The organism is Salinibacter altiplanensis (assembly GCF_002894645.1).
GTDB classification, from domain to species: domain Bacteria; phylum Bacteroidota; class Rhodothermia; order Rhodothermales; family Salinibacteraceae; genus Salinibacter; species Salinibacter altiplanensis.
Map to the genome: position 1 here is coordinate 334,363 of NZ_NCQY01000009.1, position 15,784 is coordinate 350,146.

Genomic DNA, 15,784 nt, shown 5'->3' on the forward strand with positions numbered 1-15,784 from the left:
ATCTTTGCGCATATCACCGCAGCGCAAAGGACGGAGAGCCGTCGCGAGTGCGCGGCTCCTCATTCGAGAGCACACCGGACGCCGGCTGCCGCATGTTGAAGACGTGCCGGATCTGCCCAAAGGCCAGGAGAGAACCGAAACCGTGACCACGCCTCCCCGTCCAGTCCCAATCCGTGGGGCGGCTGCCGCATCCCTCTCCGCGCACTTGCGCACGGGCGTGTGACCGTTCATGCGAGTAGACGGCCACGCGTGTCCGCTCTTTTCTGCACCCTCGCCCTTCCCTCTTCCCTTCATGCCCGAACTCGTCATCATCGCCGCCGTCGCCGAGGAGAATCGCGTCATCGGCAAAGACAAGGACCTCCCCTGGCACATCCCGGAGGACCTTCAGCGCTTCAAGCGACTCACCACCGGGCATCCCCTCTTGATGGGCCGACGCACATTCGACTCCATTGTGCACCAGTTCGGCGGCCCGCTGCCCGACCGGAAAATGGTGGTTCTCACCACACAGGACGGCTACGAAGAGTATCCCGCGGTCGAGACCCACGCGTCCGTTGACGCCGCGCTGGACGCCCTGGCCGACGAGGAGACCGTCTTCATTGGCGGGGGCGAGTCCGTCTACGAGCAGTTCCTCCCCCACGCCGACCGGCTGGAGCTGACCCTGGTGGAGGGCGCATACGAGGGCGACACCTACTTTCCTCCCTTCGAGCACCTCGTCGGGGACGTATTTGAAGAAACCGCCGTGGACGCGCGGGACGGCTTTCGGTTTGTCACCTACGAGCGGGCAGACACGGACGCCGACTGATCCACCGGTTCTCGTGCAAAGAAGGCCTCGATGCGGTCGTGCTGGCGCCGTGCGTCGTTGTAGCCAATCTCAAGGAGGCGGTCCAGGTAATCGGGGTGGAAGAGCAGCATGCTCCACCAGTCGGGCGGCGGGTCCCCACGCCACTGCACGGCGGACAGAAGGGCCCCCATGGCCCCCCCGAGGTCCATCCGGTAATCGCCCGCCAGGGCCCCGAGGTCGACGGACGGTCGCAGGACGAGCAGGTCGACGGGCCGGAGCGGGTCACGCTGCTCCGGGCGCAGCCGGCGCACGAGCCGGTTGATGCGACGCAGCACGGCGGCGTCGTGCTCCAGCACATCGAGCAGGAGCACGTTGGCAAGGATGCCCATCATCTGGAAGGGCGACGGGTAGGCCGGCGTGCGGGCCGCCCGGTTGGCCTCTGCCTGGGACCGCTCATAGCGGGTGGAGACGACGAAGAGACGGTCCGCCCCGAGGTGAATGGCGGGGGCGAGCGGGTCGAGCATGCGGAGGCCACCGTCCCCGTACCAGGCGTCCTCCAAACGGACGGCCGGAAACACCATCGGCAGGGCCGTGGAGGCCATCACGTGATCGAGGCTGAGAGTCGCCCGGCGCCCAATCCGGTTGGGGCGGTTCCAGTCTTGCATCGAACACCCTTGCACCCACGTCACCGTCTGGAGCGTGGCGTAGTTGGACGTGGTGATGGCGAGGCCCTCCAGGCGGTCTGCCTCCAGGTTGTCGGCCACGCCCGTGAGCCGTCCCTTCGCATCCGTGGGGAGCCGCCGGTCGAGGTAGGCGCGGAGGGGCGCCGTGTCCAGGAGCGTCTGCGTTCTGTTCGGGGTTCCCCACAGAATCGACCGCGCAATTGTCCAGAGGGAACGCGGCGCAAACACATCATCCGCCGTCAGGTCCTCCCAGTAGCTCGTGAGCCGCGCCGTACGGTCCTTCCACGGGCCGGGGTCGGCCGCGAGATGGGCGGCATTGATGGAGCCCGCCGACACCCCCGTCATGAACGGAACGGAGGCCGACGGGAACGCCTCCCCGACGTAGCACAGCACGCCGGTCTGGTAGGCCGCCCGGGCGCCTCCGCCCCCCAGCACGAGGGCCGCAGGGGCGTCTTCCGACCCGCTGGCGCCCGAGTCCGTCGTGCCGCTGGACGACATTCCGCTCATTGAAAGGGATGTGTTGTGTAGGTGTACTTCCGGACAGCCGGATGTCTGCGGCGGGGCCCACGACACTTTGCCCTCCGCCGTGTCCGCCCGTACCACGCTCAAGATGTGTGCCAGCGGTGCCGTCGGAGCACTTCAGCGTCTTTCGTGCGCTCGATGACCGTACCGCACTCTTCGCAGTAGAAGACCACTTCTTTTACCGGCGCCGACACCCCAAGCATGAAGAAAAACCCAGCGCTCCATCCGTACCGGGGCTCTGCCGTCACCCGGGGATGCGAGAGATCATATCCGCACGCGCAGGGCTCACTGTTCACCTGCTCGGCGAGGGCCTCCTTCGTGCCCGTAGCCGACGCCACGGCCACTCCGCCCCCGTCTCCGGCGGGCTCGGGGACGGGCTTCTGCTCGAAGTCGTCGTCCCGCCACCAGAGCTCCGAGGGCTCGTCCTGCAGCTCCGGCTCTCGTTCAAAGACGTAGCAGTCGGCGGCCCACTCGCCCGGCCCGAACACAAAGACGATCACAAGGAGGACAAAGACAAGGGCCGAGAACTCAAGGGACTGATCGGCCGTCAGGAGGCCCTGCTCCAGGTGCACCAGGAAGACGGCCCCGGCAAGGATGGGGATCTGGACGAGCGCCGCGAGCCGGGTAAGGAGGCCTGCTGCTAGCAGAAGCCCACCAACCAGGTGCGCGAACGTGACGTAATGAGTGAGCGCCGCCGAGGCCAGCGAAAATGCGGACAGGTCCACGAGGGCCTCCACGCCCTGGCTCTCATAGGCAAACAGCACGCCACGGACGAACAGCCCGACACCAAGGTAGATGCGAACCAGGTCGAGGGCAACCGTCCGGTGCTCGTTGATCCAGTCGACAAGATCGCGGTAGCGAGTCATAAGTGGCGTGGAGGGTTCTGTGCGGAGCGAAAGCGACACTTTGCTCAGGAAACATCTGTGAATGTGCCCCCACGTCCGTTTCGGTTCTTTTTTTCTTCACATGACATGTGACGGCGGGCAGACGCCCTCGTTCCTCGTCCCCCGTGGTGCGGAGAGACGGCTTTCGATCCAGCGACAAACAAATGACCGTTTCCGACTTACAAGAATCCCGCTCAATGCTTCTCTGCCCACTGCCACGCGCCACATGGCCCACCCGCCCGCCTTCTCCGCCCTTCCGAACGACGCCCGTCTCTGGATCCACGCGGCCGCCACGCCGCTCGACGACGACACCCAGACGGCCCTACTCGATCGGCTCTCGGCGTTCACGGAGGGATGGACCTCCCACGAGCGCCCCGTGGACGGAGCCGCAGTCGTTCTTCACGACCGGTTTCTCATCGTCGCCGCCGCGCCGGGGGGAAGCGGCGACATTTCGGGCTGCGGCATCGACGACCTGGCCCGCACGGTCGATGACGCAGCTGCCTCCCTGGAGATCGACTGGGTGCCCTCGCTCCACGTTCTGTACCGCGCCCCCGACGGGGCCGTGGCTGCAGTCTCCCGCCGCACCTTCCAGCAGCACGCGGCGGACGGCGTCGTGACCGCCGAGACGCCCGTGTTCGATCCGAGCCTGACGTCCCTGGGCGCCCTTCGCGACGGGGCGTTCGAGCAGCCCGCCCACGAGTCGTGGCACGCCCAGCTGCTGGGCACACCGGCCGAGGCGTAGCGTCCCTCGAGACCGAGGCTCCGGAATCCCCCCTCCGGCTCCCAGCAGGCACGGCCCACGCCGCAGTCCCTGCTGCAGACCTCTCCGTTCGTTTTTCCGCCCACCCCCGACTGCCTCATGGCCCTCTTCCGGACGCCCTGGGAGGCCCTGATCTCTTGGCTCGCGCGCATGGAGCCCTCCCGCCGTGAGGTCTTCCTGGCGGGCTTTGCCCTCCTGTCGTTGTTTGCCGTCGGCACGGCGGGCTACGTCGGGATCGAAGGATGGTCGGCGGCCGACGGGCTGTACATGACGTTCATCACCCTCTCGACAATCGGATTCCAGGAAGTGAATCCTCTTTCGGACGCAGGACGGTTTTTCACCTTCGGCCTGGGGGTTACCGGCATCGGGATTCTCAGCTTCGTGGCCGTCCGCTCCGCCCAGCTTCTCCTCGTCAGCGATCGCCTCCGTGAACGCCGCATCATGAAACGAATCGACGAGCTTTCGGACCACTACATCGTCTGCGGATACGGGCGCGTGGGGGAGCGGCTCACCAAGGATCTCATTGAGGAGGGAAAGTCGGTGGTGGTCGTGGACATCGACGAGGAGATTACCGCGTCGCTCTCCAAAGACGAACGCCTGCACGTGCGGGGCGACGCCGAGAACGAGGAGACCCTCCGCAGCGCGGGCATCGACCGGGCCCACGGGCTGATTCTCGCCCTCCCCGACGACAGCAGCAACGTCTTCGTGGCCCTCACGGCCCGGGAGATGAACCCGGATCTCTTCGTCCTGGCCCGTACCATCGACCACGACAACCGGAGCAAGCTGCGCAACGCCGGGGCCGACAAGGTGATTGCCCCGAGTGAGGTGGGCGCCGACCGGATGGCCCAGGTCGTGCTGCGCCCCCACACCGACCACTTTCTGGAGCGTGTGCTTCACACCAGCGCACTCAGCCGCCAGATCGACGAGGTGCAGGTGCACCAGAACGCCCCCCTCGCCGGCAAAACCCTAGCCGAGAGCAACTTTCGGCAGGAGTTCGAGGCGATCGTCATTGGCATCATCGACGCGGACACCGACACGATGACGTTTAACCCCTCGCCCACCGAACGCATCGACGCCGGGGACATCCTTATCGTGCTGGGGGAGACCGACATCATTGACGCCCTTCGCGAACGCGTGTGTCTTCCGTAGCCGCCGCCCTGGTCTTCGAGAAACGGACCAGAGCGGCGCAGGTACACAGCTTGTCCTTTTCGACACAGCTCTCCACCGACGATGCGCACGTACAGAACGTTTCTCTGGGCCGCCCTCGGCGTGTTTCTTCTCACGACGGGTCTGTCTTCGCCCGCCGCGGCGCAGGGGTACTTCGACCAATACGCCCTCGAGAGCCTTCTCGCACGACGGGCCGACAACCTCGACGACCTGCCCGAGGTGTACTACGAGTACGCCGTGCTCGACGCCCCGAGCGGCAACAGCGTGGTGGCGCGCAATCGGTTCTACCAGCGCATCGGGGACGGAGACACCGAGACGGGCCGCAAACGGTCTCAGCTTGTCGAGTTGCTCAACCGACAGACGACCGAAAACACGCCCCTCGGCGACACGCTGGTCGTGCCCACCGAGTTTGGTCTCGACTTCCGGGCCTACTCGCCGTTCCCCCGCTACTACCCGGAGGCCCATCGCGTCGAAAAGCTGTTCGTCATTCACAAGACGGTGCAGGCCTTCGCCGCGTACGAGTACGGCCGGCTCGCGCGCTGGGGCATCGTCAACACCGGCAACCCCGACTCGACGGCCACGCCCACGGGCCGGTTCAACTTCAACTGGAAAGAGAAGAAGCGCGTCTCGACAATGAGCCCGCCCGGCGAAGAGTGGACGATGCGCTGGGTCTTCAATTTTCACGCCGCCCGCGGCATTCACCTCCACCAGTACTCCATGCCCACGGGCGGCCCCACCAGCCATGGCTGCGTGCGCCTCGTCGACATCGACGCCAAGTGGATTTACGACTGGGCCGAGCCCTGGCAGACGACGCAGGGACACATGGGCCCCTCTTCCGGGCAGGGCAAGCTCTTGGAGCCCGGCACCATGGTGCTCGTCGTGGGGGACGACCCGGAGGGCACCCCGAGCCCGTTCGAGTACAAGGCCCGCTATCCGGTGCTGAAGCGCATCGACCTTCCGACGCATCCCTACGACGTGCCGGCCGGCACGAACCAGCAAGAGATGTGGGACCGGCTCCGGGAGCAACGCGCCGCTCGCTGAGGGGAAGCCCCCACCGGCCAGTGTGGGGCCCAAGTGTGGACGTCAGGGCGTCTCCCGACGGGTTTCCGTGCGGGACGGCGGCCCCGCTGCGACCGGCGGCTGGACGGGGGAGGACGAGTCGGCGCGGGGGAGACCGGCCGTTTGTGCGTCGGGACGCTGGTCTACGACCGGCTGCTCACGAAACACCTCGTCGTCCGCAATGGGTCGCATGATGCGCCCGAAGCGCGGGAGCCACGCCTCGTGGTCCCACGAGAAGTACGTGAGGACGGCCTTCCCCACAACGTGATCCATGGGCACGAAGCCCCAGAACCGGCTGTCCTGCGAGTTGTCCCGGTTGTCCCCCATCGCAAAGAAGTAGTCCTGCCGAAACGTGTACGTGGTCGTGCGTGCCCCATCGATGGCAAAGGTAGAGTCGGTCATCTGCCGGGCGGCGTGGCCCTCGTAGCGCGTGATGACGGGCCGGTAGAGATCCCAGTTCTGGGCCGTTAGCTCCACGGTCTCCCCCTTCTGGGGAATGTGGACGGGCCCGTAGTTGTCCGGCGTGTACCCCTGTCCGGACGGGTACATGAGCTCGCCGTACTCGTCGCTGTTGAGAACGTAGGGCTCGATGGAGCGCACCCACGACCGCTCGCGGATTTGCCGGGCTCCCTGGGGCGTCGCCAGCACACGCACCGTCTCGGCCCGATCGGTTCGCCGCACCTCGCTGATGCCCATCTCCTCCATGCGGCCCCGAGGAATCTGGTAGCGCGCATCGCTCTTGGTGACGGTCCAGTACTGCTGCATGCCGCGGCCCAGGGGCAGGGAGGCCCCGTTGATGTGTACGAGCTTGCTCTGCACCGAGAGCGTGTCGCCGGGCATGCCGATGACGCGCTTCACGTAGTGCACCTTGCGGTCGATCGGCTCATCGTCCGGCGGGTAGTTGAAGACAATTGGGTCTCCCCGTTGCACCTCGGCGAACCCGGGCAGGCGGTGGTACGGAAACGTGACGCCCGGAAGGTGAATGGACGTGAGCGGAATGCCCAGCGAGACGGGCGTCCGGGGCCCGTAGTGCAGCTTCGACACGGCGAGGTAGTCCCCCACGAGCAGGTTCTCTTCCATCGAGGGCGTGGGAATGCGGAAGAGGTCGAACAGAAGCGACCGCACAATGAGGACGATGATGACGGCCACGACGAGGGACTCGCCCCACTGTCGAAGCTCACTCTTGCGCGGTTCGGCGTCCCGGCTCGAATCGTCGGTCGACATGCTGGTGTGTAGGTGGAGAAAGGAGAAGGGTGGAGTGGCCTCACTGCCGGATCACGGCGTTGAGGAGTGCGACGCAGCGGGTGTCTCAGAGGTGTGCACCGTATCGAGGCGGGGGCGGCGCCCCGGCACGATGTCCCCGCGGGACATCGGACTCAGGAAGAACGACCGGCCGTCGAACCCGGTGCGGTACCACCGTTCGCGACGCTCGTCGTAGTAGTAGTCCACGTGCGGCGCCGTGTCCGCTTCCCGGAGGGGCGCAAGCAAAGCATCCCGCAGGCCCCGAAGCCGGTCGCGATACGCCCGGTCCGCCGCCACGACGAGCCCACGCCCCTTGGGCCCCCGTCCGTCCATGACCTGCACCGGGATCGAATCGTTGACCACGAACCAGTACTCGAACTGGGGCCGGCCTGTCAGGGAGTCGTCGAGTGGGGCGTCGGCGAGCGTCTGCGTTGGGTCTCCAAACTCGGCCTGCAGGCGGGCCCGAAGGGTCGGGGTGCGGGTCGTGTCGAGGAAGGTGTGATCGGCGCCGGCGCCGAGGAAGGCCCACTCCGTGTCCGCGAATTGCTCTCGAAACCAGCTCCGTTCCAGGTGCCGCACGGGCCGCACATCGTCGAGTGCAAACGGCGGGGCGTCGGCCGCGGGGGACGAGGACGCGGGACGGACGAGGCGAAGCGAATCGGTAGGGATCGGGAGTCGCGCGGGCGGATGCGCGGGCCATCGCCCCTGCTGCCGCAAGTGCCGGCGCGCCAGGGCGCGGGTCCGCTCCGCCTGGTAGCGCTCGATGAGGGGCCCCTCCGCCCCGGTCGTTTGGGCGGCCGCCGGCCCCACGAGCCCCGCCCCCGAGAGGCTCCATCCCAGCACGCAAACGGCACACATGACGCCGGAGAGAAGGCTGTTCTGCGGATGCCGTCCGGGCGGGTGATTCATGCTCGGGTCGTCGTGCCGGGGCGAGAGGAAAAGTGGCGCTCTGCCCCCCGAGGACCGGTGGCCGGCACGGGGGCCTGCAGGGGACGAGGACTCTCAGTCTTCATCTACCGAGAGAATGGCGAGGAACGCCTCCTGCGGGACGTCGATCTCCCCCATCTGTTTCATGCGCTTCTTGCCCTCCTTTTGCTCCTCCAGCAGCTTTTTCTTGCGGCTCACGTCCCCGCCGTAGCATTTGGCCGTCACGTCCTTGCGCTGCGCCTTGATCGTCTCGCGGGCTACGATGCGGCGCCCAATCGACGCCTGGATGGGGACCTCGTAGAGCTGCCGCGGAATGACGTCCTTGAGCTTTTTGGCGAGCTTGCGCCCCACCTCGTGGGCCGAGTCGCGGTGGACGATGGTGGAGAGGGGCTCGGCCGGCTTCTCGTCGATCAGAATGGTGAGCTTTACGAGGTCGCTTTCGCGGTACTCCAGCAGCTCGTAGTCGAACGACGCGTAGCCGCGGCTCGCGCTCTTGAGGTTGTCGTAGAAGTCGAAGACAATCTCCGCGAGGGGCAGCTCGTACTCCAGCTTCACCGTCTGCCCGTCGAGCCAGCGCTGGCTCCCGTACTCCCCGCGCCGCTTCTCACAAAGCTCGATGACGTTGCCAATGTAGTCGCTCGGGGTGATGATGTCGGCCTTCACGTACGGCTCGTGCACCGCCTCAATGTCGCCGTAGTGCGGCATGTCTTCGGGCTTGTCAACCCGCACGGTCGTGCGCTCGCCCTTCTCGTCGACCTCCACGTTGTACTCCACATTGGGCACCGTGGTGATGATGTCGAGGTCGAACTCGCGCTCCAGCCGCTCCTGGATAATTTCCATGTGGAGCAGGCCCAGGAAGCCCACCCGAAAGCCATATCCGAGGGCGGAGGAGCTCTCGGCCTGGTACGTGAGCGAGGCGTCGTTGAGCTGCAGCTTTTCGAGCGCGCCGCGCAGCTCTTCGAAGTCGTCGGTCTCGGTGGGGTAGATGCCGCTGAAGACCATGGGCTTCACCTCCTCGAAGCCCGGAATGGGCTCGTCGGCGGGGTCGTGGGCCTTCGTGATGGTGTCCCCCACGCGCGCATCTTGAATGTCTTTGATGGACCCGATGATGTAGCCCACGTCGCCCGCCGTGAACGTGTCGACCTCCTGCCGCCCCATCCGCAGGATGCCCATCTCCTCGGCGTCGTACTGCTTCTTGTTGGACATGAACTGCATCGTGTCGCCCGCCTCCAGCGTGCCGTCGAAGATCCGGGCGTAGACGACGGACCCTCGGTACGAGTCGTAGATGGAGTCGAAGATAAGGGCGCGTAGGGGCGCGTCCGGGTCGCCGGACGGCGGCGGCACTCGATCGATCATCAGGTCGACCATCTCGTCGACCCCTTCGCCCGTCTTGGCACTGATTTGGAGGATGTCCTCCGCGGGCTCGCCGATCAGGTCCTCCAGCGCCTGCGCCACCTCGTCGGGCCGGGCCACCGGCAGATCGATCTTGTTGATCACGGGGATGATCTCCAGGTCCTGCTCCAGGGCCAACCACAGGTTGGAAATGGTCTGCGCCTCGATGCCCTGCGCCGCGTCGACCAGCAGGATGGCCCCCTCACAGGCCTTGAGCGCGCGGCTCACCTCGTAGGTGAAGTCGACGTGCCCCGGTGTGTCGATCAGGTTGAGGGTGTACTCCTCCCCATCCGCGGCCGTGTGCCGCATGCGCACGGCATGGCTCTTGATGGTGATGCCCCGCTCGCGCTCCAGGTCCATATCGTCGAGCGTCTGCTCCTTCATCTCGCGCTCGGTGATGGTTCCGGTCCGCTCCAGGAGCCGATCGGCCAGGGTGCTCTTCCCGTGGTCGATGTGCGCGATGATGCAGAAGTTGCGGATCGTCGAAAGGTCAGGCATGAGGCACGAAGGGCCATCGGGTGGGCGTCCAGTGAAGGGCCACGGGACGGCCGGGCCAGTGGGCTAGGCCCGGACGGGGCCCTCAATTCACGGTGCGTGTAACGGGCCACCGTTCCTCACGTTGCACGACGGGTCGCCCGTTCCGCTCGCCGGAGCGACTAGAGTTGCGTTTCCGAGACGGCCGACGACCGGGAGGAGGCCGACGCGGACCCGTTTCCGGAGGCCGCCTCGTCGCGCGACGCTGGGGCGTCTGTCTGCATCAGGGCCGAGGGGGCCGGCGGGGGGGCATCCAGGTCCAAGTCCGAGAAGACCGCCGCGGGGCGCCGCCACGTTCGCCCGCCGGCACGTGCCGCCCGGCGCTTCGCGATCCGGCCCTCGTGGAAGGACTGGTGAAAGGCCATGACCCCGACGACCCCGAGGACGATCGACATGTCGGCCACGTTCCAGATGGGAAACAGCTCCATGTACGCTCCCCCAACGACCGGCACGACCCGGGGAATGAAGCCCTGCCAGAGGCTCACGTGAATGAAGTCGACGACGCGCCCCGCGAAGTAGGGGCCGTAGTCGAGCAGCACCCCGTAGAAGACGCGGTCGATGATGTTGCCCAGGGCCCCGCCGAGGATAAAGGCCAGGCTCCAGCGGTAGGGCGCGTAGTCGTTGCGCACCTGGTAAATGTACGCCCCCACGAGCACAGTGGCCACGAGCGAGAGAACCGTCACGGTTCCGGTTGGCCCAATCGTGATGCCGAACGCCATGCCCGGGTTTTCCGTGAAGGTCAGCCGCAGCCAGTCGCCGAGCAGGGGGATGGACTGCTCGCGGTACATGAACTGGAGCACCGTCGCCTTGGCGGCCTGGTCGAGGAGCACGACGGCCCCAGTGATCCAAAAGACACGCATCAATCGGGGGAGAGGTGTGGAAGGGGAAGGAGTCAGTCTCAGCATCACGACGGCCCTCCAATACTACAGGTTCGAGACGGGCTCCTCGCCGGCGAGCGCCTCCATGGCCTCGCGGTCCCATTCCATGACAATGGGAATGCGGCGGCCGATGCCGAAGGCCTTCTCGGTGACCCGGAGACCGGGGGGCGCCTGGCGACGCTTGTACTCGTTCTGGTCGACCTGCCGCAGCACGCTGCGCACGAGGTCTTCGTCGAGGCCCGTCTCTCCGACGATGGTGCTCAGCTCTTTCTTCTGCTCCACGTACCGCTTCAGGATGGCGTCGAGCGTTTCGTAGGGCGGCAGCGTGTCGGTGTCCTTCTGGTCCTCCCGCAGCTCCGCGGAGGGGGGCTTCTCGATCGTGTTCTGCGGAATCACGTCCGTCCCGGCCCGCGCGTTGATGTGGTGGGCCAGCTCGTAGACGCGCGTCTTGAGCACGTCACTCAGCACCGCCACGCCCCCATTCGTGTCGCCGTAGAGCGTGACGTACCCGATGGCCACCTCGCTCTTGTTGCCCGTCGACAGCAGCAGGTGGCCGAACTTGTTCGACAGGGCCATGAGCGTCACGCCTCGGGCCCGAGACTGGACGTTTTCTTCGGCCACGCCGGGCTCGGTGTCCGCGAACTCATCGGCCAGCATCTCGTCGAACGCGTCGACCGCCGGCTCGATCGGGATCTCCTTGAACGCGATGCCCAGGTTGTCGGCAAGCGCCTGAGAGTCGGTGACGGACCCCGCCGACGAGATGTGGGAGGGCATGGTGACGCCCACCACGCGCTCCGGGCCCAGGGCCTCGACGGCCAGAGCACAGGTGACCGCCGAGTCGATGCCCCCTGAGAGGCCGATGAGGGCCTTGTCGAAGATGCCGGTCTTCTCGTAGTAGTCGCGGATGCCGAGGACGAGGGCCTCGTGCAGGTCGGCAGTCGTGTTCCGGTCGGTCGTGCAGGCCTCCGGGGAGGACTCGGTGTCCCAGACGAGCAGGTCTTCCTCGAAGGAGGCCGCGCATTTCACCTGCGTGCCGTCGGCGGCGTGCACGCGACTGTCGCCGTCGTGGATAATTTCGGTGTTGGCCCCCACCTGGTTGCACAGCAAAAACGGGCGCTCGTGGCGACGGCAGATGTGCTCGACGAGCTTGTCGCGGACCTCGTGCTTCCCGATCGAGAAGGGCGAGGCGCTGATGTTGATAAAGAGGTCCGGGTCGAGGGCCGCCAGCTCGGACACCGGATCGCACTCGTACCGCTCGCTCTGGTCGACCCCCTCGGGCTGGTGCACGTTCCACATGTCCTCGCAGACGTGAAGCCCGATGCGCACCCCGCGCCATTCGAGGAGGCGCCGCTCCTCGGCGGGCTCAAAGTGACGGTCCTCGTTGAAGATGTCGTAGGTCGGCAGGAGGGTTTTGTAGACCCGATCCTGCACGGCCCCGTTCTCCAGAAGCAGCGCGGCGTTGTGGAGGGGCTTGCCGAACCGGTCGCCGTTGGGCACCGGCGCGCCGATGATAACGCCGAGGCGGGGCGGCAGGGCCCCGGCCAGGTGATCCACCGTGCGCTGGACCGCGTCCTTGAAAAACGGATTCTCCAACAGGTCTTCGGGCGGATACCCCGTCACGCAAAGCTCGGGGAAAGCGACAAGGTCGGCCCCGCGGTCGTCCGCCCGCCGGGCATAGTCGAGGATTTTCTCGCGATTGCCCTCCAGGTCCCCGATGGTGGGGTTGATCTGGGCCAGAGCAATATTCATGGGCGCAAGCGACACTGTATTGGAATGATCCACAGAGGAATGGACACGCTCGGTGCTGATGGTGCGTTCCGCCCACAGGCCCGGCCCGCTATCTCGGTTCCTGTTGCACGTCTGTGAGCAGGACGTCGTCGATGGGCGGAGCGTCCGGCGGGGCATGGAGCACGGACACGTCGCCGGTCGACTCCATCACGACGGCCCGCACCTGCTCCAGCTGCGTCACGTTCGCCGCGCGGAGCTTGGCCCGCAGGTCGGTCTCGGTCACATTTGCACGGCGCAGGTTGTCGCGCAGCACCTCGGGGCCGTCCATGAGGAGGAGCGGCGTGTTGTCGACGAGGGCCGTGGCGCCGGGGAGTCGCTTTCGGAGATTGCCCACCACGAATTGCAGCCCAAAGAGCACGCCCAGCGCGACGGCGCCCTCCAGAAGCGTCGGCTTTTGCCAAAGCGTGACGCTGGCGAGGATCGACCCGATGGCAATGGTGATGGCAAAGTCGAAGCCGCTCATCTTCGAGAAGCTGCGCAGCCCCACGAGCCGGGTGTACAGGATGAGCAACACGTACAGCGCCACCGCCGAGCACACGATCATGAGCGGCGCGTCTTCTGCTGCTCGGATCCAGGTCCAGTCGATCATTGGTGTGTCGAGACGAGACGAAGGGACGCGATGAGACGCTACGCCGCCGCGTCGCGCAGCGGTATCGACACGGGGACCTCGGACTCATTCTGGCTCACGTTGAGGATGGAGACGCCGATCACATGCCCGTCTTGGTCGACCTTCTCCATGACGGCATCGTTGTCGGTCTCCTGGGCCTTCTTGGTGGCATCGAGGATATCCTCAAGGGGGTCAACGGAGGACCGGGCGGTCAGATTGGCTCGGCCGCCTCCTGTACGCGGTCCCCAATTCGGGACTTGAGGGCGTTCTCCGTAACGAGGTCCACGGACTGCCCAAGGAGATCACTCAACGTCCGCTCAAGCTCGATAAAGGCGAGCAGCCCGGGCGGGTCGTCGAACGTGACAAGAAGGTCGATGTCGCTGTCGGGGTGTTGCTCACCGCGCACGTACGACCCGAACACGGTAAGGGACTCCACTCCGTACTCCTCGCGGAGCGAAGGGAGGTGTTGGCGGAGTGTCTGCCGAATTTCGGCGACGACGGCATCGCGGTCGTGCGCCCGGCGGGCACAGTCGAGAATGAGTTCTCGGTTGTCCTCAAGGTTGCCGAGGTGGGGTTGATCTGGGCAAGTGCGATTTTCATGGGCACGAGCGAAGCTGTTCCAAAATTATCGGCAGAAAATCACACGTACCCGGTGCTAATGGTGCGTTTCCTTCCCTTTCAGAAGCGCGAATCGTACTCGGTGAGGGTTCTTTGACAGACAGCACTATACTTGTTCGTAGTTGCTCTTTTGTCAACCCATGAAAAGGGATAAGGGGATCTGTTTGTAGCCTCAAAAGGGACTATAAGAAATTCGTCAAAATACTGGGTGGCATTGGACTTTAGCTCAGATATAGCCTTGGACGCCTCCTTAGACGGAGCGGGGCCACTCCCGGGTTTGTCGTATGTCCTATCACCCTCATGTGAGGTATACTTAGATGAGTGGTTTACCCCTACGACTGCTACAGATATCGCGTCACTTGTTACTCGCTCGAACTCCCTAGCCTGCTTGAACAGATCGTTAATAACTCTATCTATCTGTTTAATCATTGCAGTCGCAAGAATTTTCACCTCTACTCCAATCTGCACGTTCACAGTGGGTCCTTTCGCAACATTAAAGTTTGTCTTTTTATTAGCATTAGAAGAGGCAACTTTTTCTCCGAAAGTTCCATCTCCACGACGCATACTTTTTCCAGTTACTCGATTTTTTGTATTTACAACACAATTTTGGTTGTTGACTCGTTGATTAAACTTGACAGAACGACCAAGATTGTAGAGGTCTTCGTAAAATTGGCGGGATAGTTTGTCGCCGATGGTCGACGATCGATGTCGATAAATACCTCCCTCGAAAACATCCCTAAACTTGCTTAGAAGCAGCATTGTAATGTATAACTATGGGTCCGCTAAAAAAAGGTCTGTGTGACGCAGAAAAGACCGGTTTGTGGCGTTTGAATGGGGTTGAAGTCGTCCGAAATCGGCTTTTTTCAGTGCAGCCAACTATGGACTGCTCGCTCGGTAGTGAACCCGCCTCTACTGAGGTAGACCCGGGAAGTTGATGCGTGCTGGCGTCAAGGCCTCTGTCTGTGACAACCGTTCCTTCCCCGTACGAAGATACTCTGGCTCGATTTCGATTCCGATGCTCGACCGAACCGTCTTGATGGCCGCGGCGGTGGTCGATCCTGTCCCCCAAAATGGATCGAGGACCGTGTCGCCGACAAAGCTGAACATTTTGATGAGCCGATATGCTAGCTCGGTGGGAAAGGGTGCCGGATGACCCAGTGTCCGACTTTCTCCTCCAATATCCGTCCACATAGATCGGTACCACTTCCGGTGGTCTTCGGGATCAAGCAGGCTCAGTGCACGCTGCGCTGTCGTCGGCTGCCGATAGCCCCCGGGTTTTCGCAGAAAAAGAATGTACTCAACATCGTTCTTGATGATGCCGTTCGGCTCGTACGGCTTTCCGAGAAAGCGGGCAGGACCGTCTGCTTCCGTTGTGACATTCGCAATTTTCGACCAGAGGATCGGCGTCAGGTAGTCGAACCCAATCTCCCGGCACCGGGTTGCAATGTCGGAATGGAGCGGGAGAACCCGGTGCCGTCCCGCCTCGCGCCGCGAGAGGCAGACGTCCCCCACGACGACGCACATACGTCCCCCCGGAGCCAGCAATTCAAAACATTGCCGCCACACCTTGTCCAACTCATCGAGAAAAGATTCATATTCCTCCCGATGCCCAAGTTGAGCATTTCCCTGCTGGGTGTCCTCGTAGTCGACGAGATTGAAGTAGGGCGGAGAGGTGACGACGAGCTGTACCGGCGATGAGACGATGTCCAGGACCTTCCGCGCGTCTCCGTCGTGGATGGTGTGGGTCGTCTCATCGGGCTGCTCCCCATTCGACCACGCGAGCTCTTTTGCCCGTCGTTTCTCTTCGAGCGACGGCTCGCCTCCAGACATAATTTCCTCGACGGATCGCTCATCCGTTTTGCTGGCGGTGCTCATGGTGCTCCAAGTCGTGTGAGAGAACAGCAGAAAGGAGCTTTGCTCCAGATATGTTAGAATAATGTGT

Annotated in this window: 15 protein-coding genes; 4 read left to right on the forward strand and 11 right to left on the reverse strand. The window is 64.4% G+C overall.

Going from position 1 to position 15,784, the window contains the following annotated elements; all coding sequences use genetic code 11:
• Window positions 1–292 precede the first annotated feature (292 nt).
• Window positions 293–802, forward strand: coding sequence for a dihydrofolate reductase (locus tag B7R93_RS04685; RefSeq protein ID WP_103019662.1), 510 nt, complete (start codon window positions 293–295; stop codon window positions 800–802).
• Here B7R93_RS04685 and B7R93_RS04690 read toward each other — a convergent pair.
• Together B7R93_RS04690 and B7R93_RS04695 are read right to left on the reverse strand one after the other, a co-directional pair.
• Window positions 772–1,962, reverse strand: coding sequence for a patatin-like phospholipase family protein (locus B7R93_RS04690; RefSeq protein WP_232798016.1), 1,191 nt, complete (start codon window positions 1,960–1,962; stop codon window positions 772–774). The genes B7R93_RS04685 and B7R93_RS04690 overlap by 31 nt on opposite strands.
• A 107-nt stretch (window positions 1,963–2,069) precedes the next feature.
• Entirely contained in the window at window positions 2,070–2,852 is a 783-nt protein-coding gene (locus B7R93_RS04695) for a DoxX family membrane protein (RefSeq protein WP_103019664.1), read from the reverse strand.
• Between the two features lie 244 nt (window positions 2,853–3,096).
• Here B7R93_RS04695 and B7R93_RS04700 point away from each other — a divergent pair, with 244 nt between their 5' ends.
• The 3 genes from B7R93_RS04700 (at window position 3,097) to B7R93_RS04710 (ending at window position 5,838) form a co-directional block, all read left to right on the forward strand.
• Complete coding sequence (locus B7R93_RS04700; RefSeq protein ID WP_103019665.1) at window positions 3,097–3,612, forward strand: hypothetical protein; 516 nt, start codon at window positions 3,097–3,099, stop codon at window positions 3,610–3,612.
• 117 nt (window positions 3,613–3,729) lie between these two features.
• On the forward strand, window positions 3,730–4,779 hold the full coding sequence (locus B7R93_RS04705) for a potassium channel family protein (RefSeq protein ID WP_232798017.1): 1,050 nt from the start codon (window positions 3,730–3,732) through the stop codon (window positions 4,777–4,779).
• Between the two features lie 81 nt (window positions 4,780–4,860).
• Window positions 4,861–5,838, forward strand: a complete 978-nt coding sequence (locus B7R93_RS04710) for a L,D-transpeptidase (protein WP_103019667.1) — start codon at window positions 4,861–4,863, stop codon at window positions 5,836–5,838.
• A gap of 42 nt (window positions 5,839–5,880) precedes the next feature.
• Here B7R93_RS04710 and lepB read toward each other — a convergent pair whose 3' ends face one another.
• The 9 genes from lepB to B7R93_RS04755 all read right to left on the reverse strand — a co-directional run bounded on the left by lepB (window position 5,881) and on the right by B7R93_RS04755 (window position 15,717).
• Entirely contained in the window at window positions 5,881–7,080 is a 1,200-nt protein-coding gene (gene lepB / locus B7R93_RS04715) for a signal peptidase I (RefSeq protein WP_103019668.1), read from the reverse strand.
• A 51-nt stretch (window positions 7,081–7,131) separates the two neighbouring features.
• Window positions 7,132–8,007 carry a hypothetical protein gene (locus B7R93_RS04720; protein WP_103019669.1) on the reverse strand — a complete coding sequence of 292 codons (876 nt, stop codon included), beginning with the start codon at window positions 8,005–8,007 and terminating at the stop codon, window positions 7,132–7,134.
• Between the two features lie 93 nt (window positions 8,008–8,100).
• On the reverse strand, window positions 8,101–9,915 hold the full coding sequence (gene lepA, locus B7R93_RS04725; RefSeq protein WP_103019670.1) for a translation elongation factor 4: 1,815 nt from the start codon (window positions 9,913–9,915) through the stop codon (window positions 8,101–8,103).
• 158 nt (window positions 9,916–10,073) lie between these two features.
• Window positions 10,074–10,811 (reverse strand): signal peptidase II, encoded by a 738-nt coding sequence (locus tag B7R93_RS04730; protein WP_103019671.1) that lies wholly within the window; start codon window positions 10,809–10,811, stop codon window positions 10,074–10,076.
• Window positions 10,812–10,874: 63 nt separating this feature from the next.
• Window positions 10,875–12,578 (reverse strand): NAD+ synthase, encoded by a 1,704-nt coding sequence (locus B7R93_RS04735; protein WP_103019672.1) that lies wholly within the window; start codon window positions 12,576–12,578, stop codon window positions 10,875–10,877.
• Between the two features lie 88 nt (window positions 12,579–12,666).
• Window positions 12,667–13,206 (reverse strand): DUF421 domain-containing protein, encoded by a 540-nt coding sequence (locus B7R93_RS04740; protein WP_232798018.1) that lies wholly within the window; start codon window positions 13,204–13,206, stop codon window positions 12,667–12,669.
• 229 nt (window positions 13,207–13,435) lie between these two features.
• On the reverse strand, window positions 13,436–13,762 hold the full coding sequence (locus tag B7R93_RS04745; protein WP_103019673.1) for a nucleotidyltransferase domain-containing protein: 327 nt from the start codon (window positions 13,760–13,762) through the stop codon (window positions 13,436–13,438).
• A 140-nt stretch (window positions 13,763–13,902) separates the two neighbouring features.
• On the reverse strand, window positions 13,903–14,406 hold the full coding sequence (locus tag B7R93_RS15195; RefSeq protein ID WP_157942197.1) for a hypothetical protein: 504 nt from the start codon (window positions 14,404–14,406) through the stop codon (window positions 13,903–13,905).
• 345 nt (window positions 14,407–14,751) lie between these two features.
• A complete protein-coding gene (locus B7R93_RS04755; protein WP_198598583.1) occupies window positions 14,752–15,717 on the reverse strand; it encodes a DNA-methyltransferase in 966 nt (321 codons plus the stop codon).
• Between the last annotated feature and the right edge of the window lie 67 nt (window positions 15,718–15,784).